Source organism: Flavobacterium sp. GNP010, assembly GCF_056428945.1.
Genome location: NZ_JBWJVK010000005.1, coordinates 20,066 through 43,123, shown reverse-complemented (window position 1 = coordinate 43,123; position 23,058 = coordinate 20,066). Strand labels below are relative to the sequence as shown.

Genomic DNA, 23,058 nt, shown 5'->3' with positions numbered 1-23,058 from the left:
TACTAGCAAACCAAATAACCATATTATGATTCAAAAATTCCTCTATCTCGAATGGAAAGCATTTATTAGATCGGCATCGTTTGCCACTAATTTAGCTTTAAAAATCCTGATGGGTTTTGTTGCCATTTATTTTATTCTGATTTTCTTAGCATTAGGAATAGGTGTTTTTTACATTCTAAAGAAAGAAAATTTAGACCCAATTGCTACAGTAAATAAATTTATGATTTATTACGTACTAATCGATTTAATCATCCGATTGCTACTGCAAAAAATCCCAGTGCTGAACATTCGTCCCATGCTAGTTTTCCCAATTAAAAAAGCGACAATTGTACATTTCTCTTTGGGAAAAACCATTTTATCTTTCTTTAATCTCGTTCATGGTTTTTTTCTAATTCCATTTTGTGTTGTGCTGCTGATCGAAGGGTATGATGCCGTAGCTGTTGTGCTTTGGTTTCTAGCCTTATATTCGCTGTTGTACATCAACAACTTCATTAATATTATTTTAAGTAACAAAGACAATTTATTTGGTATTTTCCTAGCAATAGCCGCTGTTTTAGCAGGCTTACACTATTACGGATTTTTTAATATTACCGATTATACTGCGCCATTTTTCAATGCCATTTTCAATACGTATTGGGCTTTTGCAATACCAGTTATGGCACTTGTTGGTTTGTATGTTGTTACTTTCCAGTATTTCAAAAAGAATTTATATCTGGATGCGGGATTGTCCAGTAAACATGATGTTGCTAAAACAGAGGACTTGACTTGGTTGAACCAATTTGGAACCATAGGAACCTTCTTGAAAAATGACATTAAATTAATCAAAAGAAACAAACGTTCTAAAACTACGGTTGGACTTAGCGTTATGTTTCTTGTTTACGGTTTGCTTTTCTTTACCAATGGAATTCCTATGTACAGCAGTCCTGCAATGCAAATTTTGGGTGGGATTATAGTTTCCGGTGGATTCTTAATCACTTTCGGACAATTTGTACCAAGTTGGGATAGTTCGTATTACCAACTCATGATGACACAAAATATTCCGTACAAAGGCTACTTGAGTTCAAAATGGTGGCTCATGGTTATCGCTACAATTGTTACTACAACCATTGCTTCCTTCTATCTTTACTTTGGGGTACAGGTGTATTTGACCATTATCGTGGGTGCCATTTATAACATCGGAGTCAATTCTCATTTGGTTTTATTGGGTGGCGCGTACACAAAAACACCCATCGATTTGAGTTCTGGAAAAGGTGCCTTTGGTGACAAAAAAGCATTCAATATAAAAACGATGTTGATTTCTATTCCACAGTTGGCTTTGCCAGTTTTACTATATTGGTTGGGTTCAAAATTTGGAAATCCAAACATAGGCTTAGCGCTAGTAGCAGGGATAGGAGTAATTGGATTTGCCTTCAAAGAAAAAGCATTCTCCGTGATTGAAAAAATCTATAAATCAGAGAAATACGCGACCATTGCGGCGTACAAACAAAAAGGATAAATAACAATTAGAGTAACCATCAAGACAAACGCTTTAAGTCCTATTTAGACTTTCAAAAGGAAAACGATTAAAATAGTACGATTCAATAGGCTTTAATTTTTTTTAATCCCTTAATGGTTTAAAAAAAATATTTTCAATTTTTCAAAAGCTTTTGCCTCAAATAACCAAATAACCAGTTAAACGATTAAACTTCAAAAAATGATACAAGTAAACAATCTTTCAAAAACATACAACGGAACAACCGTATTAAAAATAGATACTTTAGAAATTAAAAAAGGCCAAAGCTTTGGCTTAGTAGGCAATAACGGCGCAGGAAAAACTACTTTTTTCAGCCTTTTACTGGATCTAATTCAGCCATCAACGGGAAACATTGTCAACAACGGCGTACAAGTAAATACCAGCGAAGCATGGAAACCCTTCACCGCATCATTCCTAGACGAAAGTTTCCTGATTGGGTATTTGACACCCGAAGAATATTTTTATTTCATTGGCGATTTACGCGGACAAAACAAAGCTGATGTCGATGCTTTATTGGCCACGCACGAAGAATTTTTCAACGGCGAAATCCTAAAAAACAAAAAATATTTACGCGATTTGTCCAAAGGAAACCAGAAAAAAGTGGGCATCATCGCCACTTTAATCGGGAATCCAGAAGTTATTATTCTAGACGAACCGTTTGCTAATTTAGACCCAACCACACAATTTAGATTAAAAAAAATCATCAAGGATTTAGCGGATAATCCGGAGGTTACCGTACTCGTTTCTAGCCACGATTTGCAGCACACCGTTGAGGTAAGCGACAGGATTGTAGCCATGCACAAAGGCGAAGTGGTCAAGGATATTCAAACTTCACCAGAAACCTTAAAAGAACTAGAATTGTTTTTTGCGGTTTAAACATTATATAAGGCAACCACAAATTCGCTAATTATAAACTTTAGTAGTGTGTAAGTAGTGAATTTGCGGTTTCTTTTTAGATTTTCTACCCAAAAGTTTATTTTGGGCATGACCCTGCGTCATTGCTTCGTCGTTCCTCCTCGCAACTTCGGGTCGGGCTGTACGCTGTATCTTTATTTTCTTAAAGAAAGAAAATAAAGGATGCCGCTTCCATCCCTCATGCACTCGAAAGACTCAAATAAACCTCGATAATTTTCACGATACCAAAAAGAAACGTATTTTTACCAGTCAATATACTAAAAACCGTATTTAAAAGTTAATTGATAAAAACGTTTTCCATTGAAAGTCAACCTACTGAAATCATTATTTTTCTTCCTTTTTTTCGTTTTTTTAGTAGCCTGTTCTACTAAGAAAGATACTTTTCTGGCTCGAAATTCCCATGCTTTGAGTACAAAGTACAACATACTATATAACGGACAAGTAGGTTTAGACAAAGGCGTTAAGGAAATAAAAGCAAATTCTGACGACAATTTCTGGAAACGACTGCCAATAGAAAAAATGGAAATCGTAGAGGACTTCACCACTACAACAAAACCTAAAAACACCAATTTTGAATTGGCCGAAGCCAAAGCTACTAAAGCTATTCAGAAACATAGTATGAATATTGGCGGAAGAGAGAAAAACTTTCAAATAGACGAGGCGTATCTCATGTTAGGTAAATCTAGGTATTACGATCAGCGATTTATTCCAGCACTCGATGCCTTCAACTACATATTGTACAAATATCCCAACAGCAGTAAAATTTACGAAGCCAAAATTTGGCGCGAAAAAACAAACATGCGTTTGGGTAACGATGCTTTGGTGATAAAAAACATTAGTAAATTATTAGAAGATCACGAGGTAAAAAATCAGGTTTTTGCAAATGCGAATGCACTGTTATCTGAGTCTTTTTTAAACTTAGAAGAAAAAGACAGTGCGGTTGCTAAACTAAAATTGGCCATAGATTTCACAAAGATCAATCAAGAAAGAGCGAGATATCGTTTCATTTTGGGACAATTGTACCAGCAATTAGGGTACAAGGATAGCGCCGTGAGTTCGTATCAATCAGTGATTGACATGAACCGAAAAGCGGATCGAAAATTTGTCATTCAGGCACATGCTAAAAAAGCAGAATTGTTTGATTATCAAAACGGTGATTTCAATTCTTTCACGAAAACATTTGATAAATTAATAAAAGACAGAGAAAATCGCCCGTATAAAGATTTAATTTTTCATCAAATGGCCGTTTTTTATGATCAAAAAAACGATTCAAAAAAAGCAGTAGATTTTTATAATTTGTCCCTAAAAACAAATTCAAAAGATTCCTATTTGATCGCTTCAAATTATCGAAATTTAGGAAATATGTATTTTAGAAATGCAGCCTATCCTGATGCTGCAAAATATTACGACAGCACATTAGTAAGGTTAGACAACAAATCGAGAGAGCATAATAAAATTCAAAAAATTAGAAACAATCTCGATGAAGTGATTTTGTATGAGGCTCTTGCCAAACGAAATGACAGTATTCTGAATGTAGTTGCCATGAATGACAGTGATAAGATTACATTTTTTGAAAACTACATAGTCAAATTAAAGGCCGCAGATGAAATCAAGAGAGTTCTTGAGGAAAAGCAAAAACAAAAACAAGAAAACATAGAAAGGAACAGTTCGATCAGTTCTATTGATCCAGCTTCTAATCAGCAGCCAGGAAAACCTGCCAAAATAGCAGCGTTGATGCCGCCGGCTATTCCTAATGTTTCCTCGCAACAAGCAGGGAGTGTTTTTTATTTTTATAATCCAACCACCGTAGCTTTTGGAAAATTGGAATTCAAAAAAATATGGGGTGACAGATCGCCAAAAGGTAACTGGAGGATACCAACTAGCGCTCTAAGTCCAGTAGCTTCAGATTCGCTAGCCGATGGAGGAGAGACGCTTGTAGACGCTACAAAAACTGAAAAATTTGTAGAACAATACACCACCGATTTTTATTTAAAACAACTTCCGGTTGCACAAGCTGAACTTGACATTATAGCCAAAGAACGCAATTTTGCGTATTACCAATTAGGGATTATTTATAAAGAAAAGTTCAAGGAAAATGACTTGGCTATTGCCAAACTAGAACAATTATTAAACAACAAACCAGAGGAAAAACTAGTGCTGCCAACGTTGTACAACTTGTATAAATTATATCAAATTACAGATGCAACCAAAGCAGAAGCGATGAAAAAAAGAATATTGGCAGAATATCCTGAATCGCGTTATGCACAAATCATGAATAATACTACCGCAAATGCTGCTAGTCTTACTGAAACACCTGAAAGTACCTACACCAAATGGTATAAATTATACGAGCAAGAGCAATTTGTTACTGTTTTAGAAAATTCAGATGCTTTGATTAGTCAATTTTCAGGAGACGAAATTGTGTCTAAATTCGAATTGCTTAAAGCAAACACTCTCGGAAAATTGAAAGGATTATCCGCTTATAAAAACGCATTGCAACTCGTAGCTGATACGTATCCCAATAGTGAAGAAGGGAAAAATGCACAAGAAATCGTAACGAATCAAATTCCATTTTTAGAAAAAATGGAATTGAGTACAACAGACTCCAGTAAATGGAAAATTTTATACAAAGTAGGAGCAAAAGACGATAAAAACACAAAAGCAGTAGAGGAAAAAATCAAACTGTTTATTGCAGCACAAGACCTTCAAATACTATCCTATTCCTATGATATTTATTCCGAAAAAGAAAATTTCATCACTATACACGGAATAAAATCAGAGGTTTATGCTAAGGATATTGTATTTGTATTAAAAGACAATGCAAAATACAAACTAAGCGATCCTGCAATTGTGATATCTGGTGAGAACTACAAAGTCATTCAGATCAAGAAAAACTTAGATCTTTATTTAGCCTCAAAAAACCAATAAATATGTTTGATAAAAAGCAAAAACCCTACACAGATTTGTTGGGTAAAACCAATAGAATTGTTGAAGGAACTACTATAAAAGGTGATATTATTTCACAAGCTGATTTTAGATTAGACGGAAAATTAATTGGTAATTTTCAGTCAGCCGGAAAAATTGTAATTGGTCCAGCCGGAAGTGTTGTGGGCGATATTGTATGCAAGAACGCTGATATTGAAGGCAAATTTGAAGGAACAATTGAGGTTGCTGAGTTACTCAGTATAAAATCAAAAGCCAGCATTCAAGGATCCGTTAAGGTAGGCAAACTTTCAGTGGAGCCAGGTGCCGATTTTAGTGCTTCGTGTACCATGAATAATATAAAAAACAGCATCCCAAACGATGGACAACAACCCGAAAAAAAGAGCGAATAAATGGTTAGCGCTGATTAACATTCCGATTCAGATGGGAGCCATTATCTTTGCGTTTTCCTATCTCGGAAATTGGTTAGATGAAAATCATCCCCATCCTAGAGTATATTACAATAAAATTTTAGTTTTAGTAGGCGTGGCCTTGGCTTTGTACAATGTGATTCGTCAGGTAAATGAAATGAATAAAACGCAGTAATTTCTTTTAATAAACATCAAAACAACAGCTGCAAACGTTGCGATGCTTTAGTAGTAGAAATGATGTTGCGCCTTTATGCCGTTACGGCAAAAAATATAAAAATGAATATAAAAAATTACAAACCGCTTTTGTCATTATTTACACTTGTAGGGTTGGCTTATGTGCTGCACCGCATTGCTTTTTATCTACTAGGTATTAATGATGCTGCTTTTTATTATTCGATAGAGACACTTTATGTAGTATTTCTAGTTTTGTCGATCATAGTATTTGTTGTGTTGCTAAAAGTCAAGGAGCGCAGTTTTGATAATGTAGGGATGTCATTTCTTTTGAGTACAAGCATTAAAATGATTGTTTGTTATCTGATTTTAAAGCCTATATTGCAGATTGCCACTGAAAACAATGCAATAGAGAAAAAGAATTTTTTTATGATGTTTATTCTCTTTTTAGCAATTGAAACTGTTTTAACGATACGGATACTAAACGAAAAGCAATAAATATCGAATTCAAGGTGTAAATCTGCCAAAAATAAATTTTTATATTCTTTTGAATATTAATAAAAGATGTACATTTGCACCAAATTTCAGAAACGTAATAAATTAAGATAATTAACTGTTATGGTGATTTCAAACAAACCACTTAGATTTATATTAGCGACTTTAGTAGCGTGTCTTCCTTTAATTAGTTTTGCAAATCCAGAACAGGATACTGTAAAAGTAAAAACAGAAGTTGCCCATGAGGCAGCCGAAGGAGCTCATGCTGAACCAACAGATGTAAAATCTAAAATTAAGGAATTTATTAATCATCACCTTTTAGATGCGCATGATTTTACAGTTTCGGCGAATGAAGAGACTGGCGCGCATTATGGTTTTTCATTACCAATTATTCTTTGGGATAATGGTATACAGGTATTTTCATCTTCAAAATTTCATCACGGTGAAGAAGTTGCAGAACACAATGGAAACTACTATGTTTTGTACCACGAAAAAATATACAAAACAGATGATTCTGGTGCTTTAACAGAGGAGCACGGTCATCCAACAAATGTTAGACCTTTAGATTTATCAATTACTAAAAGTGTTGTTGGTATTTTGTTAATAGCGCTTTTAATGTTTCTATTATTTACTGGTCTTGCAAAATCTTACGGAAAAAATAAAGGAATTGCATCAGGTGCCGGTCGTTTTTTTGAACCACTAGTGCTTTATGTGAGAGATGAAATTGCAATTCCAAATATTGGTGAAAAGAATTATAAAAAATACATGAGTTACTTGTTAACTATATTTTTCTTCATCTTGTTTTTAAATATTCTTGGTCTTACACCGTTTGGTTTTAATGTAACAGGTAATTTTACTATTACTGCTTCGTTGGCGATCTTGACTTATTTGATTACGACCTTAACGGCCAACAAAAATTACTGGGGACACATTTTCTGGATGCCAGGCGTACCAGTACCGATGAAATTTATTTTGGCACCAATTGAATTATTGGGAACAATCATCAAACCATTTTCATTAATGATACGTTTGTATGCAAACATGGTGGCTGGTCACGTGGTATTAATGAGTATTATTGGTTTAATGTTTATCTTCAAAAGCTGGATTGGAAGTACGCTTTCATTTGGGTTGGCTTTTGTACTTTCTATTCTTGAAATATTAGTTGCTTTTTTACAAGCGTATATTTTCACCATGTTATCTGCACTTTATTTTGGAGCAGGTAATGAAGAGCATCATCACGACGAAGCTCACCATTAAATTGCTTTAAGCAATAAGGTATAGGCAATAAGCTGCAAAGCATAAAGCTTAACGCCGAAAGCATAAAGCCAAAAACAAATGTTTAATTTTTAATATATATATTATGCAAATTCCAGAAATTGTAGGATCAGGATTGATTGTTATTGGAGCAGGTTTAGGTATTGGTAGAATTGGTGGTTCAGCAATGGACGCTATTGCTCGTCAGCCAGAAGCTTCAGGAAAAATCCAAACAGCTATGCTTATTGCAGCTGCCCTTATTGAAGGTATTGGTTTCGCGGCTTTATTCGCTTAATTAAAACTAAGAAAGCAATAGTTGCAACGGTTGGTTGTGACTATTGTTTTTAAAATTAAAACATTACAAATTGCGATTAATAGCAATTCATACTTTAAAATTTATAATTCGATATAATGGATAAGTTAATAAATGATTTTTCGTTTGGTTTATTGATTTGGCAGATAGTAATATTTGTTGGATTGATCTTTTTATTAAAAAAATTCGCTTGGAAACCAATTCTTGATGCCGTTAATGATAGAGAAGAAGGAATTAAAAACGCATTACTTTCTGCTGAAAATGCTAGAAATGAAATGCAAAATCTTCAAGCTGACAACCAACGTATTTTACAAGAAGCAAGATTAGAGCGTGACAACATGCTTAAAGAAGCTCGTGAAATGAAAGAAAAAATGGTTGCTGATGCTAAAAATGAAGCGCAAGTTCAAGGATTAAAAATGATTGAGCAAGCTAAAGCAGCAATTGAAAGCGAAAAAAATGCAGCAATGGCAGAATTGAAATTACAAGTTTCAACTTTATCATTGAGCATTGCAGAAAAAATATTGAAAGACGAATTATCTAACAAAGAAGCTCAAACTAAATTAGTTGAGAAAATGTTAGGTGACGTAAAGTTAAACTAACAATTATGGCAAGTACAAGAGCAGCAATTCGTTATGCAAAAGCAATTCTAGACTTAGCAAACTCAAAAGGTGTTGCCGAAGTTGTAAATAACGATATGAAAACTATAGCTTCAACGATAAATGGTAATTTGGAATTGAGTACTTTTATTCAAAATCCAACTACTAAAGTCGAAGTAAAAGAGCAAGCACTGTTAGAAGTTTTTGCAGGTATCAATGGCGTAACGCAAGGATTGTTTCATTTGTTATTCGAAAACAAAAGATTCGAAATTCTAGAAGCAATTGCGGTAGAGTACAGTAAATTATCTGACATTATGAATGGTGTTGAAGTAGCTCAAGTTACTACAGCAATCCCTATGGATGCAGCATTAGAAGCACAAGTTTTGGCTAAAATTGCAACCCTTTCGGATAAAAAAATCACAATAGAAAATATAGTAGATGCTTCCATCATAGGTGGATTTATCCTAAGAATAGGAGACAAGCAATACAATGCTTCAGTAGCCAACAGATTACAAGTATTAAAAAGAGAGTTAAGTAATTAGTTTATTGCACATTTAAGTGTTTAAATCATAAAATAAGATGGCGGAAATTAAACCTGCTGAAATTTCAGCAATATTAAGAAAGCAAGTAGAAGGTTTTGAATCTGGTGCTACACTAGAGGAAGTAGGAACCGTACTTCAAGTTGGAGATGGTATTGCTCGTATTTACGGGCTTTCTAACGTTCAATATGGAGAGTTAGTAGAGTTTGACAATGGTTTAGAAGCTATTGTTTTGAATCTTGAAGAAGATAATGTTGGTGTGGTACTTTTAGGACCATCTACAGGAATCAAAGAAGGTTCAACTGCAAAAAGAACACAACGTATTGCTTCTCTTAAAGTAGGAGAACAAATGGTAGGTCGTGTAGTAAACACTCTTGGTTTTCCAATTGATGGAAAAGGACCAATTGGTGGAGATTTATACGAGATGCCTTTAGAAAGAAAAGCTCCTGGAGTTATCTTCCGTCAGCCCGTTACTGAGCCATTACAAACCGGTATTAAAGCAGTAGATGCTATGATTCCAGTAGGTCGTGGACAACGTGAGCTAGTTATTGGTGACCGTCAAACAGGTAAATCAACTGTTTGTATCGATACGATCTTAAATCAAAAAGAATTTTATGATGCTGGGAAACCAGTTTTCTGTATATATGTTGCAATTGGACAAAAAGCGTCAACTGTAGCAGGAATTGCTAAAATGTTAGAAGAAAAAGGAGCAATGGCATACACCATTATTGTTGCTGCTAATGCTTCTGATCCAGCTCCAATGCAAGTATATGCTCCTTTCGCAGGTGCTGCAATTGGAGAATATTTTAGAGATTCAGGTCGTCCAGCTTTAATTGTTTATGATGATTTATCTAAACAAGCTGTTGCCTACCGTGAAGTTTCTCTTTTATTAAGAAGACCACCGGGACGTGAAGCTTATCCTGGAGACGTTTTCTACTTACACAGTAGATTATTAGAGCGTGCTTGTAAAGTAATTGCAGATGATGGAATTGCTAAAGACATGAACGATTTACCAGATTCATTGAAATCTATTGTAAAAGGTGGTGGTTCATTGACTGCTTTACCAATTATTGAAACTCAAGCTGGTGACGTTTCTGCATACATCCCAACAAACGTAATTTCGATTACAGATGGTCAAATTTTCTTGGATGGAGATTTGTTTAACTCTGGGGTTCGTCCAGCGATTAACGTAGGTATCTCGGTATCTCGTGTTGGAGGTAATGCACAAATTAAATCAATGAAAAAAGTAGCAGGTACTTTGAAACTGGATCAAGCACAATTCCGCGAATTGGAAGCGTTTGCTAAATTTGGTTCTGATTTAGATGCAGTAACTTTAAATGTAATTGAAAAAGGAAAAAGAAACGTTGAGATCTTGAAACAAGGTTTGAATGATCCGTATACTGTTGAAGATCAAGTAGCAATTATCTATGCTGGTTCTAAAAACTTATTGAGAAATGTTCCTGTGAATAAAGTTAGAGAATTTGAGAAAGATTTCTTAGAATTCTTGAACAACAAACACAGAGCTACTCTTGATGCGTTGAAAGCAGGAAAATTAACAGACGAAATTACAGATGTAATTGAAACTGTTGCAAAAGAATTATCAGCAAAATATAACTAATTTAGGGAAAAGTGAAAAGTGAGTAGTTTTGACTATTCACTTTTCACGACTCACTCTTCACTATACATAAAATGGCAAATTTAAAGGAAATCCGTAATAGAATTACTTCCGTTTCATCAACGATGCAAATTACATCGGCAATGAAAATGGTTTCTGCAGCAAAGCTAAAGAAAGCACAAGATGCGATCACAGCAATGCGCCCTTATGCCGAAAAATTAACGGAATTATTGCAAAATCTTTCTGCTACCCTTGAAGGTGATGCAGGAGGAGAATATACCACACAACGTGATATTAAAAAGGTATTATTAGTTGTAGTAACTTCTAATAGAGGTTTAGCTGGAGCTTTTAATACAAATGCCATAAAAGAAGCTAAAAACCGTGCTGAGTTTTATGCAGGAAAACAAGTAGATGTTTTTGCCATAGGTAAAAAAGGAAATGATGTTTTAAGCAAAACGCTGTCTGTAGTTGCAAATCATAGTACTGTTTTTGATGATCTTACTTTTGACAATGTAGCGAAAATTGCTGATTTGTTAACGGATAAATTCGTTTCTGGTGACTATGATAAAATTGAGTTGATCTACAACCAATTTAAAAATGCTGCAACGCAAATCGTTCAAACGGAGCAATTTTTACCATTGGCACCTATAAAATCTGATCTACCTGCTTCAACAGGAGATTATATTTTTGAACCTTCAAAAGAAGAAATCGTGTTGACTTTGATTCCAAAATCATTAAAAACACAATTGTATAAAGGTATTCGTGATTCATTTGCATCAGAGCACGGCGCTCGTATGACTGCTATGCATAAAGCAACAGATAACGCAACAGAATTAAGAAATCAATTGAAATTAACGTACAACAAAGCACGTCAAGCTTCGATTACTAACGAAATCTTAGAGATTGTTGGTGGTGCTGAGGCGTTGAATGGATAATATAGTATTTTTCAAAATATATTCTAAGAGCCAACACCTGTTGGCTCTTTTTTTATGTTCTTAACTCCTATTTTTTTTTAATTGGTTTTTTTGTGCTTGCTTTGATCTGGTACGTTCCCATTATAGAGTCAATTTGTTTTTTATCTATGGCCTCTAACCAAGATATTTGTTTTGTTTTGCTTTTTTGCCAGGGACATGTATTTACTGCTTTTTCTATTCCAGGTAAGGCTATTTTACCTTTTTTTTGGGCGTAAGATGGTGCAGAGAATAATGCAAAGCATACCGAAAAGTACATGTATTTTTTCATATTTTTATACTGAAATCACTATTAAATGTTTTGTAAATACTAAGCTAAATTTATCGTCAGCCTAAAGCATCTGCAATAAAATTCACTATTATTTCCAAGTATTTTATGATTATTTTAAGTATCAGTGTGATCATTTTAATTTTCTGTTTTTACTGTATTTTAATTATTAGTCGTAAGCCATTTTATTATGATTAGTGAGATATGTAAAATGAATTATTTCCGTATGAATTTTAATGTAAAAGATTTAATTTAACTACAAAGTCTGTATTATTCATTTAGGATAGACTTAAAATGAAGTTTATGGATGCAGTTCTTTTTTTGAGTCTGATTGCTTCTTTTTGAATGTTTCATAGCTTGCTAGTGCTACTGAAAAAAAGAGAATTAGAAAGATGTGTTCTAAGTCCAATAGTTTGTAGATGTCGATGTTTTTTTCATCTTTAAATAAATTTCGTATCATTAAAATGAGCACAATGAGAATTGTATTTTGTAACGTTTGAGTAATGAAGTATTTCATTAGTTGTGGTCTTTTAAACTTCAGTATACTAGTAGTAACTGAAAAGATAGACTTTTTAAATAAATTTTGTAGGTAGCAGGTTCTTGAGGTCAGAACTTAATTTTATCGATTTAGTTTTGTCAAATCGTTGGCTCTCATTTTAAAAAATAGCTTTATAAACACTACAGCAATAAACAATCTATAGCCTCTGTATACCCAAATATTTACTGGGAAAGAGAATAATTCGTAGGTGTCTCTTATTTCAATTAAGGAATAAACTAAGTTTATGGTAAAGAAAATTCCAAAGAATAAATAAAAGTTTTGGGGAGTTTCATTTTTTAGTGATTGTTAGGTATTGTTCCCATTAGTCCAGCCATAAAATTGGCCCAATCAGAAATTATCTCAACTGATGCAGAAATAAGCACAAAAAGTGCAGTGAAAGTTGGTTCTTTTATAGTTTTTACTTTTGCACTATTTAGTTGATCTAAAAATGGTTGTAAATTCATTTTTTTTCATTTTTAAAATTCTGTCTTGTCCTGAATAACCGATACAGATTATTAGATAAAAATATTTAATTAAACACTTGCAAAAACGTTTTTGCAAGTGTTTTTTGTTTTATATGTCCTCATTTTAATTTGACTTTGTATATGCATTTTGTTTGGAGTCAGCATGAAATTAGAATAATGAGGTCTTAATTCATTGTATATACTGATTGATTCTTTTACAATTTGTTTCATGATTTTTAAATCTAGGTTGTATTTATCAATCATGAATTCCTGTTTTAATATTCCATTTATTCTTTCCGCTACTGCATTTTCATATGGGTCAGAGTTTTGTGTCATACTTGGTAGTATTCCGTTTTTATTTAGTGTGTTTTGGTAATCATTCGCACAATATTGTAATCCTCTGTCTGAATGATGAATCAATGGTGTTTCTTTACCCTTTCTTTGTTTTATAGCCATATTGAGAGCCTTAACACTGCTCTCTGTATTCATGTTGTCAGCAACGTAATACCCCATAATTTTCTTAGAATATGCATCTGTAACGATGCTTAAATAACATGGTTTTTCTCGTTTTCCGATGTATGTTATGTCTGATACCCAAACTTGATTAGGCCTATTTATTTCTAAATCAAGAATTAGGTTTTTATGTTTTCTAAATCGATGATGAGAATTAGTGGTTACATGATAACAACGTTTTGGCTGTATCAATAAATGATTAGCTCTGAGTATATCAAATAATTTATCTCTTCCAATTTTCATTGATTTAAGATCATCCATTAATATGTGATATGATTTCTTACCACCAAGTCTAGGCATTGATTGCCTAACTTGATGAATCATTGAAACTACTTCAATTGCTTTGGCTTCCTTATTTATTTTTCTTTTAATCCTTCGATAATAAACCTGTCTGTCTATCCCGAACAAATTACAGGCGAACATTATTGTTTGTTGTTCTTCTTGTTTAAAATGGTCGATTGTTCGGGTGGAGAGTTTTTTCGTATGTCAATTTTATATTCTTCTTCAGCAATATCAATCATCATATCAAAAATGATTACTTTTTTATCTGCAACAAAGGCCTGTCGTTCCAAAAAAGACTTCTGTTTCTCTAGAAGTTTTACTTTGGCTTCAAGTTCCATTATCTTTTGTTCTGGCGACTTTGACATAGTAAATGGTGTTTGGTTTTCCCAATCAAAGTTACCGAATTTTCTAAGCCATTTAACAACAGTTGATCTATTTTGAATGCCATAAGTCTTTGTGGATTCTGTAACTGTTAGTTGTCCTCGTTCAATTTCTTGAACAATTTGTAATTTAAAAGACATTGAATAATCTTTTTGAGTCCGCTTCACATAGTGTGTTTCTTCATGTTTTTCCATTAGGATACTTATTGTGTATCGCTATTTCAGGACGGGACATTCTTTTTTTAAAAAAGTTTCTCGAGAACTTTTATGCTCATTTTTTAATGGAGATCGTAGCTTTATAAACTCCTTGCTCTGTATTTTTTTTAAGGGTTACCTACCAGCTGAATTATTCCCTTTTTTTGATAAAGCTTATATTTTTTGACTATTGCTTTATTTTTTAATGCTTTTCATTTCTGAGGTCAAAACTAGGATTGTTGTTGACGATGTGCAAATACTTGTTATCGGAATTCACGGAATTCCGACAAGATGTATTTTTAAAATATTAAAAATCAATACAATACAAATAACTTATAAATGTAGTTTTTTACTGCACTTTAATTTGCATAATGTACTTTTGTATAAAACCAAATAACAATGACTAACCAGCAGTTTTTAAAAATAGTTCTTACGGCGCTGTTTCCTTTCTTTTTATGGTCGCAAACGGTGTATGATAAGTCTTCATTGTCGTACAACACTATTGATAATAATTATTTTAAAGACGAAGGAAGTGTTAAAAAACAATTAGCATGGGCTAAGGTCTATATTACTAAAGCTGCAAAAGAGAACAAAGCAATTCGAAAAGCTAGAGGCTATTATTTATACGCCATTCTTTATCATCAAGATCAACCGCTCAAAGCCATTCAATATTTTGATAGTGTAATAAAATATTCAAAAATAGAACCGAATAAATTTTTTCCTGCTGCAGCTTATTGTGAAAAAGCAGATTTATTAGTCAAGCAAAGAAAGTTCGATGAAGCACTAGTTAATTTTAACTTGGCTGAAAAAGTGGCTTTGAAAACTAACATTGATTATTATTATATGGTTCGTGACTATATCGGAACTACAAAATCAGAGGAAATGGGAGAGGTAGAGGAAGCCTTACAATTGTACCATGAAAACTATAAATATTACAAAACGAAAGACTATCGAGGGGATTACTACTCTTATTATTACCAAAACACCATATTTGGATTAGCAGATTGCCACAAGGCTTTAAAGCATTCAGATTCTACTACTTTTTATAATAAGTTAGGTTACAAAGAAGCTACGATCACTAAAAATAAAGAATTTCAGCTGATGTTTATTTTGAATGAAGGAGCCAATCAAGTAGATAAAAGAAATTTTAGAGCTGCTCTAGATAGTATCAATAAAGCATTACCTGGTTTAATCAAAGTAAAAAATACAGGAAATGTTTTAGCATCTTATTTTTATCTGGGCAGATCGTATGCAGGATTAGATTATAAATCACGTGCAGTGCAAAATTTTATTAAAGTGGATTCTATGTACCGTATTAGAAAAAAAATCACACCAGAATTTGTAGGAGGCTATTCCTATTTAATTGAGTACTACAAACAAATCGGAGACAAAGAAAAGCAGTTGAAATACTTAACAACCTACATGGAAATTGATAGTGTGCTGCAAAAAAATTACAAACACCTGAGTAAAGTTTTGCGTGATGAGTATGACACCCCGCACTTATTTGCAGAGAAAGAAGCCTTAATAAAATCAATGGAAAAAAAGCAGTCTGCTTCTTATATATGGATTGTAGTTTTAGTTGTGGGCGTTGCTGGTCTGATTGGTTACCAATTTTACTTAAAAAAACAACACCAAAATCGATTTGAAGCAATTCTGAAACCAACCATATCTATTGAAGAAAATAGTACTATTTTAAAAACACATCAAACCACATCTGATGCTAAAGAAAGCCAAGTACAACAAAGTTTATCAGACGAAATAATACTTGAATTACTGGAGAAATTAACAGTATTTGAAAACAATAAAGGCTTTATAGAAAACACAATTTCTATTCAGAAACTGGCTTTGGAGTTGAACACCAATACTAAATATTTGTCTAAAGTTATTAATGAACAAAAAGGAAAAACGTTTGTACAATACATCAATGAGCTCCGGGTAAATGAAGCAGTTTTGCAAATGCAAGTACAACCTATTTTGCAAAATTATACCATAGCTTCATTAGCAAGTGAGTTTGGTTTTAATTCGGCAGAAGCCTTTTCGGCTGCTTTTTATAAAAAGTATAAAATCAAGCCTAGCTTTTTTATCAAAGAGTTGAGTAAAACTAGAGCTAGTTAACAGTCTTAAAATAAGTAAATAGAATTTTAGGTATCGTAATTCGCGGAATTCCAGTAACAACTTTATATTTCTATTTACAGGAATCGTTCAACTTTAATACATTTGAACCATTAAAATTACCTTAATTATGAAATTATTGCCGCTTTATTATTTTACTTGTTTTGTTATTATTGCAAATATTGTAAGCTGTTTTTCTCAAGAGAACACGACAAGCAGTAATTTATTCACCATAAAGCAGGATAGTTCATTAAATAATTGGTTTCAGAAAGATTACTTTCAAGACGGCCTACCAGGTATTTCCTTAGACAAATGGTATAAACAAAATAAAAGAATACCAAAAACTAATGAAATGATTGTTGCAGTTATTGATACTAAAATTGATTTAAAACACGAGGATTTAGAAAATCAAATATGGATCAACACAAAAGAAATTGCAAATAACGGCATAGACGATGATGGCAATGGATTTATTGATGATGTAAATGGTTGGAATTTTATAGGGACAAAAAGAGGTAGTACTGTATGGTCTAATTTTGAATTTGTTCGCATAGTAAGAGAGTATGAAAAACAATTCAAAAGTATCAAAAAATCAGAAGTATTAGGTAAAGACTTGAATAATTATAAAGAATACATTAGAGCAAATAAAAAACTAGATCAAGAAAAAAGGTATTACCAGAATTGGTTAAAATCATTAAAGGCAGATGTTATAAAGTTTCCAATCGCTAAAGATAGTCTTAAAAAGTACTTTCCAAAAGAGAATTACGCCTATCAACAATTGGATAGTATGTACAAAAAGCGTAAAATTAATGATAAGTCTTACATGCAGAGACGGGATGATAATGACAAAGATTTAGCAGCATTGATTGAAATTCTAATGGCTTCTTATGAGCAAAAACAATTCAATATAGATGATATAAAGCGCAACGAAGAAGAAATAGATTCTATTGTTAATAGAAATTTAAATGTATCATACAATGAAAGGTACTTTTTTGATTTGAATGATCACGTTTTTGACACATTATATGGTACTAACAATGTTAGTTCTAATTTATCAGGTAGAACAATTGATAATCATAGCACCAAAGTTTCAGGTATAATAGCAGCCAATCAATACAACGGAATTGGAGTTAAAGGAATAACAAGTAATGTTAAAATAATGCCTTTGAGTATTTCTCCATCGGGAGATGAACACGATAAAGATATTGCAATGGCAATTCGTTATGCGGTTGACAACGGTACAAAAGTAATTAATATGTCCTTTGGTAAAGAATTCTCGTTGAATAAAGAATGGGTGAAGGAAGCTTTTAAATATGCTGAACAACATAATGTATTACTGGTGCATAGCGCAGGAAATAATAGTTTTAATGTAGATGAAAACCCATATTATCCAAATGATGTGGATTATGAAAATTCAGGCGAAGTCGTAGATAATTTTATCAATGTAGGCGCCACTACTGCAATACCAGACAGTACTTTTGTGGCCTCTTATTCAAATTACGGTAAGAATAATGTAGATTTGTTTGCTCCTGGAGATAGAATTTATACCACAACCGCAGGTAATAGTTATGGGTATGATTCAGGGACTTCATTCTCTGCACCTATGGTTTCTGGAACGGCAGCTTTGATTTGGTCGTATTATCCTAAACTTAGCGCTAAGGAAGTGAAACAAATTATTCTAGAATCAGGAACGGCTTATGATATGGAGGTTTTGATCCCTGGTGGTGAGGGTAAAAAAGCTAAATTTTCTGAACTCTCTAAATCAGGGAAGGTCTTAAATGTCTATAATGCGATGCAACTCGCTGAGAAAGTTAGTAAAAAGAAACGATAATACCTTTTTGAAAGTTGATGGAAACTTTAGAAACTCTATAAAAACAAAAGGGTTAAACTATAAAGTCAAACCCTTGTTAAGTTTTTAAGACTAAGAATGCTGCTAGAATCCAGTTACTTCAAAAGTTCCTTTAGTAATAGCATGCAAGAGTTGTCCATTATCATAAACCTGTAAGTCCAATTCTCCTCTAGTTACTTTTAGACCGTTAATGATAACGTGTTCTATAATGGTGTAACTCCCTGATGTTTGGAATTTTTTCCAATCTTGGGGACGAATCCATAATAGTTGAGAAGCTCTAAAAATCCCAATGTATTGCTCTAGATCAATTCTATTCTCTAAGGTGTTTTGGTCAAAAGTATAGGTTCCTTTATCCAGATTCCATAAATCTACTTTCGATTTAATAATGGCTCGGTATCCGTTATCTGAAAAAAACCAAAAATTATACTGGTTTGCTGGTAAATTAGGATCATGTGATCCAGCGTTGAAGTTAGTAGCAAAAGTTAGATTATTTGTTTCAAAATGTAAATTACTAATAAAACTGGTACATGTTGTTGCCTTAACTTTCTTAGACATTATTTTTCCATTAATTTCTTTTCTTTTTTGAGGAACGTCTAACAAGGGAGTATTTGTCTCAACTTTTACTAATTCTCCAGAAAAATTAAAACTTAGATTTTTGCTTGACTCGTCGTAAACAAAGTTGTCAACAGTAAATAGTCCTTTAAGGTTAAAATCGGGAGTGCCAAATGGACTAGTACTTTCGCCAAATCTAGTATAACTTACTTTTCTAAGGATCCCTTTTTTTGTTATCGACAATTCAAAAATAAAATGAGGTTCGTTTTTTCCCTTATCATAAATGAGTGAAACGAAAATAGTGTTACAATTTTCATTGACGACAAATGATTCATTTACGATTTTGAATTTTTCATTCTCAATTTGAAGATCAATAGATTGTTCTACCACCTTATTAGTTTCTTCATCTTTTTCGCAAGACAAAAACAGTATAAAGAAAAATGGGATTAAAATTTTAACTGAAAATTCCATAAGGTTATTGTTAGTTAAGGGTATCTTTATTTTTGTTTAAGTATTTTCTTTGAGTTGGTTTCAAGGACACAATCCGATTTTCGTTTAAATTTTAACTCTTAAAGTAGTTATTTTGTTTATGCTTTTACTTTGTGTAAACCCAACAGTTGACAACAGCAAGTCCACTAGATTAATAATTTTTTCATAAACGGTGAGATTGGTTTTCTTACGTTCAAAAAAGATGCCAATTTTCTCATAAATTAATTTATTTAAATCTAGTTTTATATAGTGGTGTATGCAAATACTTGTAGTCGGAATTCCGTGAATTCCACGAATATTTATTTTTAAATATCTGGAAATAAATATTTAACAAATATTATTTTAGCTATGAATTTAAGCTATAAGCTGTGATTTTATATGTTACACCATATATATTACTTTTTTACTTCAAAAATTCCGATTAGATTTCTGAAAAATTCACCCCATCATAACTGGCAATCTCATTCCTTTTTTTCTAATTTTACACTATTAAAATCTAATATGGAACTACAACTCAAAGAACTTACGACTAAACAAGAAATGCTGGCGCAATACCCAGTAATGCAATATTTATATACCAATTTTAGTTTAGAGAAATACAGTACCTATCTTGATGATATGATCCCAAACAACTACAAGCAAATTGCTGTTTTTGAAGGTGATGTATGTGTTGGACTCTCCGGATTGTGGTCTGGAACAAAACTCTGGTCTGGCAAGTATTTAGAAATTGATAATTTTATTGTACATCCAGATCATCGTAAAAAAGGAATAGGCAAAATGCTAACGGATTATGTTGATGCCAAAGCCAAAGAACTCGGTTGTACCATGATTGTTTTAGACGCTTTTACTGGAAATTATACTGCGCACCGTTTTTATTACAATCAAGGATACGTACCTAAAGGATTTCATTTTCTTAAGATTTTAAACGAAGAGGGATTAAGCTAAATCGCTGAAAGATGAAGACTTCATTACGAATAGTATTCTTTTTATTAATTATAGTCAGTCTGGTTTACTGTGCTCCAAAAGAAGATTTAAAAAATAGATTCCCACAAAAGATAAAATCAGTTTATTTTCAGAAATGGATTGGCGGAAAAGAATCTAAAAACAGCGGAACAGATTTTTATATTGAATTTGAAGCACCTCTTTCTCAAGATATTAAATTATCGAAAATCTATTTTCAGAAACAGGAAGCCAATTTTGAACAGACAACAGAAAGTATTTTTGTGTCGCATTTAGTTCCAAATCCTACCAATCCAGATTTGATTTTGCATAAGGATAGACTTAAAGAATACGGCAACCAAGCACCTGTTATTAGGAGGCCTAAATTTGATTTAAAATCTACCGAAGCTCTATTGGAATATAAAAGTCACGGCAAAAGCTATTTTTTCAAAATAAATAACCCCAAAGAAAAGCCAATGATTGCCTATCCAGACGTGATTAAACCAAAGAAATAGTTATTTTTGTTTTATACAAATTATAATTTTCAAGCCATATATTTTGAGTTTATACAAAAATCTTTTTAAGCAAACAGTAATCTATGGTTTAGCGACGGTTTTACCACGTATGATTAGCTTTTTACTTAACCCATTTTATGTTGATAAATTACCTAAGCAGGAATTTGCAGATGTTTCCATAGTTTTTGCATGGCTAGTTTTCTTCAACGTAATTTTATCTTACGGAATGGAGACTGCTTTTTTTAGATTTTACAATAGTGAGGATAATAAAAAGAGTGTTGTTTCTACGACTACAATTTCACTTTTTTGGACGTCTATTGCATTTTTGGGAATTGCATTAATCAATAGAAAAACACTTTCAGATTGGTCAAATATTGACGTTCAATATGTAACATACACAATTTGGATATTAACATTAGATGCTTTGGTAATTGTGCCTTTTTCAAAACTTCGTGCGGAAAAAAGACCTATGAGCTATGCCATAATAAAAATAGGAAACGTCTTGATTAACCTTGGATTGAATGTGTTTTTCCTTTATTTTTTGCCAAAACTTGCAAAATCAAATCCATCAAGTTTTTTTAGTACAATATATTTGGTGAATTTTGAGGTTGGATATATTTTTGTTTCTAGTTTAATAGCGAGTTTAGTAACCTTTTTAGTGCTTTCGCCAAATTATTTCAGAGTAAAATGGAGTTTTGATTTCATCCTTTGGAAAAAAATGATACGGTACGGATTTCCTATTCTTGTTGCTGGAATTGCCTTTGCAATCAATGAACATTTTGATAAAATTTTATTAGAATGGCTTGATGTTTCTAAGGAAGATATTGGTGCTTATGCGGCATGTTATAAAATTGGGATGTTCATGGTTTTGTTTAGAACAGCATATACTTTGGGAATTGAACCTTTTTTCTTTAGCCATGCAAGCAATGAAAATGCGCAACAAACGTATGCAACAATTACTAAGTATTTCGTAATTTTTGGATCATTCATTTGTTTTTTTGTTATTGCTTTTCTCGATTTATTAAAACAACCATTGGTGCCAAATCCAAGTTATTGGGATGCTATAAAAGTGGTGCCGTTAATTGTTATTGCTAACTTTTTCTTAGGAATTTATACTAATTTATCGGTATGGTATAAATTGATTGATAAGACTAAAATTGGAGCGTACATTTCTATAATTGGGGCTGCAGTTACATTAATTTTAAATTACTTATTAATTCCGAAAATTAGTTATTATGGTTCAGCCATTGCAACTATCGCTGCTTACGGAAGTATGATGATTATTTCCTATAAAATGGGACAAAAGAAATATCCAATCCCATACGATATCAATAAAATAATGACTTATTTAGGAGTTACAATATTGTTTTCAGCAATCTCATTTTATATTCCTTATGTAAGAGAAAGTTATACAATACGAATTCTAATATCTGGAATTTTTCTATATTTCATCTATCATAACGAAAAAGAAATGGTACTTAAAATCATCAAAAGAAAAGCAAAGTAAAATAATTTTAAGGAGCCAATCGCGCTGTACGTTGCAAGCTTTTTCCTGAAATTGCTTTTTTCTACGATTTAAAAGGAGCTTCCTGCGGTCGCTCTTTCAAATCATGAAAAAATACAATTTCATAAAAAAGGCTTTTCACTTCCATCACGGCTAGAACCCAGAATCCAAAACATAAATACTATAAATAGACAAGCTGATACTTGTTCTTAAATAATAAATAAAAATGACAATAAACATCATCAACAAATCACAACATCCCTTGCCAAACTATGAAACCATAGCATCAGCAGGAATGGATTTACGTGCCAATATTTCTGAACCAATAACATTAAAATCGTTAGAAAGAACTATTGTAAAAACAGGCTTGTTCTTAGAGTTGCCTATTGGTTATGAAGCGCAAGTAAGACCCCGAAGCGGACTAGCTGCAAAAAATGGAATTACAGTGCTCAATTCTCCGGGAACTATTGATGCCGACTATCGTGGTGAAATAGGAGTAATTTTAGTAAATTTATCCAACCAACCGTTTGTAATCGAAAATGGAGAACGCATTGCCCAACTCATCATAGCAAAACACGAACGCGCAGAATGGATAGAAGTTCAGGAATTAACTGAAACTTCTAGAGGTGAAGGTGGTTTTGGTAGTACTGGAGTGAAATAGATTTAATAATTTAAAGATTGAAAAATGTAAAGATTTGCAATAATCTTTAAATTTTTCAATCG

23 protein-coding genes are annotated in these 23,058 nt (G+C 32.7%); 18 read left to right on the top strand and 5 right to left on the bottom strand.

From position 1 onward, the window contains the following. Nucleotides 1-25: 25 nt before the first annotated feature. The 12 genes from AC061C_RS02945 (at nt 26) to atpG (ending at nt 11,699) form a co-directional block, all read left to right on the top strand. Nucleotides 26-1,495 (top strand): DUF5687 family protein, encoded by a 1,470-nt coding sequence (locus AC061C_RS02945; RefSeq protein WP_478289962.1) that lies wholly within the window; start codon nt 26-28, stop codon nt 1,493-1,495. 198 nt (nt 1,496-1,693) lie between these two features. Further along, a complete protein-coding gene (locus tag AC061C_RS02940; RefSeq protein WP_478289961.1) occupies nt 1,694-2,389 on the top strand; it encodes an ABC transporter ATP-binding protein in 696 nt (231 codons plus the stop codon). Between the two features lie 339 nt (nt 2,390-2,728). Continuing rightward, the gene (gene porW / locus AC061C_RS02935; protein ID WP_478289960.1) at nt 2,729-5,356 is read left to right on the top strand and encodes a type IX secretion system periplasmic lipoprotein PorW/SprE; all 2,628 of its coding nucleotides are present in this window, start codon (nt 2,729-2,731) and stop codon (nt 5,354-5,356) included. Between the two features lie 2 nt (nt 5,357-5,358). Then, complete coding sequence (locus tag AC061C_RS02930; protein WP_309756301.1) at nt 5,359-5,763, top strand: bactofilin family protein; 405 nt, start codon at nt 5,359-5,361, stop codon at nt 5,761-5,763. Next, the gene (locus AC061C_RS02925; RefSeq protein WP_309756300.1) at nt 5,732-5,956 is read left to right on the top strand and encodes an AtpZ/AtpI family protein; all 225 of its coding nucleotides are present in this window, start codon (nt 5,732-5,734) and stop codon (nt 5,954-5,956) included. The genes AC061C_RS02930 and AC061C_RS02925 overlap by 32 nt, the downstream gene beginning before the upstream one ends. A 101-nt stretch (nt 5,957-6,057) precedes the next feature. After that, the gene (locus tag AC061C_RS02920; protein WP_478289959.1) at nt 6,058-6,450 is read left to right on the top strand and encodes a hypothetical protein; all 393 of its coding nucleotides are present in this window, start codon (nt 6,058-6,060) and stop codon (nt 6,448-6,450) included. 120 nt (nt 6,451-6,570) lie between these two features. Beyond that, the gene (gene atpB / locus AC061C_RS02915; protein WP_478289958.1) at nt 6,571-7,704 is read left to right on the top strand and encodes a F0F1 ATP synthase subunit A; all 1,134 of its coding nucleotides are present in this window, start codon (nt 6,571-6,573) and stop codon (nt 7,702-7,704) included. Nucleotides 7,705-7,807: 103 nt separating this feature from the next. After that, nucleotides 7,808-7,996 carry an ATP synthase F0 subunit C gene (gene atpE, locus AC061C_RS02910; RefSeq protein WP_024980572.1) on the top strand — a complete coding sequence of 63 codons (189 nt, stop codon included), beginning with the start codon at nt 7,808-7,810 and terminating at the stop codon, nt 7,994-7,996. 116 nt (nt 7,997-8,112) lie between these two features. Beyond that, nucleotides 8,113-8,613, top strand: a complete 501-nt coding sequence (locus AC061C_RS02905) for a F0F1 ATP synthase subunit B (protein ID WP_478289957.1) — start codon at nt 8,113-8,115, stop codon at nt 8,611-8,613. A 5-nt stretch (nt 8,614-8,618) separates the two neighbouring features. Continuing rightward, nucleotides 8,619-9,152, top strand: a complete 534-nt coding sequence (gene atpH / locus AC061C_RS02900; protein WP_417972145.1) for an ATP synthase F1 subunit delta — start codon at nt 8,619-8,621, stop codon at nt 9,150-9,152. Nucleotides 9,153-9,189: 37 nt separating this feature from the next. Further along, nucleotides 9,190-10,767, top strand: a complete 1,578-nt coding sequence (gene atpA, locus AC061C_RS02895; protein WP_114753732.1) for a F0F1 ATP synthase subunit alpha — start codon at nt 9,190-9,192, stop codon at nt 10,765-10,767. 71 nt (nt 10,768-10,838) lie between these two features. Further along, the gene (gene atpG / locus AC061C_RS02890) at nt 10,839-11,699 is read left to right on the top strand and encodes an ATP synthase F1 subunit gamma (protein ID WP_478289956.1); all 861 of its coding nucleotides are present in this window, start codon (nt 10,839-10,841) and stop codon (nt 11,697-11,699) included. Between the two features lie 67 nt (nt 11,700-11,766). Here the strand turns inward: atpG and AC061C_RS02885 are convergent, their stop codons facing one another. The 4 genes from AC061C_RS02885 to AC061C_RS02870 all read right to left on the bottom strand — a co-directional run bounded on the left by AC061C_RS02885 (nt 11,767) and on the right by AC061C_RS02870 (nt 14,375). Then, nucleotides 11,767-12,006, bottom strand: a complete 240-nt coding sequence (locus tag AC061C_RS02885) for a hypothetical protein (protein ID WP_478289955.1) — start codon at nt 12,004-12,006, stop codon at nt 11,767-11,769. A gap of 831 nt (nt 12,007-12,837) precedes the next feature. Beyond that, nucleotides 12,838-13,005, bottom strand: a complete 168-nt coding sequence (locus tag AC061C_RS02880; protein WP_478289954.1) for a hypothetical protein — start codon at nt 13,003-13,005, stop codon at nt 12,838-12,840. Nucleotides 13,006-13,074: 69 nt separating this feature from the next. Continuing rightward, entirely contained in the window at nt 13,075-13,941 is an 867-nt protein-coding gene (locus AC061C_RS02875; RefSeq protein WP_199734718.1) for an IS3 family transposase, read from the bottom strand. Beyond that, nucleotides 13,941-14,375: a transposase gene (locus tag AC061C_RS02870; RefSeq protein ID WP_478289953.1), complete on the bottom strand. Its 435-nt coding sequence runs from the start codon at nt 14,373-14,375 to the stop codon at nt 13,941-13,943. Before AC061C_RS02870 ends, AC061C_RS02875 begins: the two co-directional genes overlap by 1 nt. Before the next feature lie 399 nt (nt 14,376-14,774). Here AC061C_RS02870 and AC061C_RS02865 point away from each other — a divergent pair, with 399 nt between their 5' ends. Then, nucleotides 14,775-16,490 (top strand): helix-turn-helix domain-containing protein, encoded by a 1,716-nt coding sequence (locus tag AC061C_RS02865; protein ID WP_478289952.1) that lies wholly within the window; start codon nt 14,775-14,777, stop codon nt 16,488-16,490. 127 nt (nt 16,491-16,617) lie between these two features. Beyond that, a complete protein-coding gene (locus AC061C_RS02860; protein ID WP_478289951.1) occupies nt 16,618-18,318 on the top strand; it encodes a S8 family peptidase in 1,701 nt (566 codons plus the stop codon). A 102-nt stretch (nt 18,319-18,420) separates the two neighbouring features. Here the strand turns inward: AC061C_RS02860 and AC061C_RS02855 are convergent, their stop codons facing one another. Then, on the bottom strand, nt 18,421-19,359 hold the full coding sequence (locus tag AC061C_RS02855) for a hypothetical protein (RefSeq protein ID WP_478289950.1): 939 nt from the start codon (nt 19,357-19,359) through the stop codon (nt 18,421-18,423). Between the two features lie 519 nt (nt 19,360-19,878). Here AC061C_RS02855 and AC061C_RS02850 point away from each other — a divergent pair. The 4 genes from AC061C_RS02850 to dut all read left to right on the top strand — a co-directional run bounded on the left by AC061C_RS02850 (nt 19,879) and on the right by dut (nt 22,996). Next, nucleotides 19,879-20,322 carry a GNAT family N-acetyltransferase gene (locus tag AC061C_RS02850; RefSeq protein WP_478289949.1) on the top strand — a complete coding sequence of 148 codons (444 nt, stop codon included), beginning with the start codon at nt 19,879-19,881 and terminating at the stop codon, nt 20,320-20,322. Between the two features lie 11 nt (nt 20,323-20,333). Next, nucleotides 20,334-20,831, top strand: coding sequence for a hypothetical protein (locus AC061C_RS02845; protein ID WP_478289948.1), 498 nt, complete (start codon nt 20,334-20,336; stop codon nt 20,829-20,831). Between the two features lie 43 nt (nt 20,832-20,874). Further along, nucleotides 20,875-22,338 carry a lipopolysaccharide biosynthesis protein gene (locus tag AC061C_RS02840; RefSeq protein WP_478289947.1) on the top strand — a complete coding sequence of 488 codons (1,464 nt, stop codon included), beginning with the start codon at nt 20,875-20,877 and terminating at the stop codon, nt 22,336-22,338. A gap of 223 nt (nt 22,339-22,561) precedes the next feature. Beyond that, entirely contained in the window at nt 22,562-22,996 is a 435-nt protein-coding gene (gene dut / locus AC061C_RS02835) for a dUTP diphosphatase (RefSeq protein WP_478289946.1), read from the top strand. Nucleotides 22,997-23,058 lie beyond the last annotated feature (62 nt).

Coding starts and splice junctions, on each gene's coding strand:
- AC061C_RS02940 (WP_478289961.1), top strand. CDS start 1,694: ATGATACAAGTAAACAATCTTTCAAAAACATACAACGGAACAACCGTA.
- AC061C_RS02870 (WP_478289953.1), bottom strand. CDS start 14,375: ATGGAAAAACATGAAGAAACACACTATGTGAAGCGGACTCAAAAAGAT.
- AC061C_RS02930 (WP_309756301.1), top strand. CDS start 5,359: ATGTTTGATAAAAAGCAAAAACCCTACACAGATTTGTTGGGTAAAACC.
- atpH (WP_417972145.1), top strand. CDS start 8,619: ATGGCAAGTACAAGAGCAGCAATTCGTTATGCAAAAGCAATTCTAGAC.
- AC061C_RS02855 (WP_478289950.1), bottom strand. CDS start 19,359: ATGGAATTTTCAGTTAAAATTTTAATCCCATTTTTCTTTATACTGTTT.
- atpB (WP_478289958.1), top strand. CDS start 6,571: ATGGTGATTTCAAACAAACCACTTAGATTTATATTAGCGACTTTAGTA.
- AC061C_RS02845 (WP_478289948.1), top strand. CDS start 20,334: ATGAAGACTTCATTACGAATAGTATTCTTTTTATTAATTATAGTCAGT.
- AC061C_RS02925 (WP_309756300.1), top strand. CDS start 5,732: ATGGACAACAACCCGAAAAAAAGAGCGAATAAATGGTTAGCGCTGATT.
- AC061C_RS02945 (WP_478289962.1), top strand. CDS start 26: ATGATTCAAAAATTCCTCTATCTCGAATGGAAAGCATTTATTAGATCG.
- atpE (WP_024980572.1), top strand. CDS start 7,808: ATGCAAATTCCAGAAATTGTAGGATCAGGATTGATTGTTATTGGAGCA.
- AC061C_RS02920 (WP_478289959.1), top strand. CDS start 6,058: ATGAATATAAAAAATTACAAACCGCTTTTGTCATTATTTACACTTGTA.
- atpA (WP_114753732.1), top strand. CDS start 9,190: ATGGCGGAAATTAAACCTGCTGAAATTTCAGCAATATTAAGAAAGCAA.
- AC061C_RS02885 (WP_478289955.1), bottom strand. CDS start 12,006: ATGAAAAAATACATGTACTTTTCGGTATGCTTTGCATTATTCTCTGCA.
- atpG (WP_478289956.1), top strand. CDS start 10,839: ATGGCAAATTTAAAGGAAATCCGTAATAGAATTACTTCCGTTTCATCA.
- AC061C_RS02875 (WP_199734718.1), bottom strand. CDS start 13,941: ATGTTCGCCTGTAATTTGTTCGGGATAGACAGACAGGTTTATTATCGA.
- AC061C_RS02850 (WP_478289949.1), top strand. CDS start 19,879: ATGGAACTACAACTCAAAGAACTTACGACTAAACAAGAAATGCTGGCG.
- AC061C_RS02865 (WP_478289952.1), top strand. CDS start 14,775: ATGACTAACCAGCAGTTTTTAAAAATAGTTCTTACGGCGCTGTTTCCT.
- AC061C_RS02860 (WP_478289951.1), top strand. CDS start 16,618: ATGAAATTATTGCCGCTTTATTATTTTACTTGTTTTGTTATTATTGCA.
- dut (WP_478289946.1), top strand. CDS start 22,562: ATGACAATAAACATCATCAACAAATCACAACATCCCTTGCCAAACTAT.
- AC061C_RS02880 (WP_478289954.1), bottom strand. CDS start 13,005: ATGAATTTACAACCATTTTTAGATCAACTAAATAGTGCAAAAGTAAAA.
- AC061C_RS02905 (WP_478289957.1), top strand. CDS start 8,113: ATGGATAAGTTAATAAATGATTTTTCGTTTGGTTTATTGATTTGGCAG.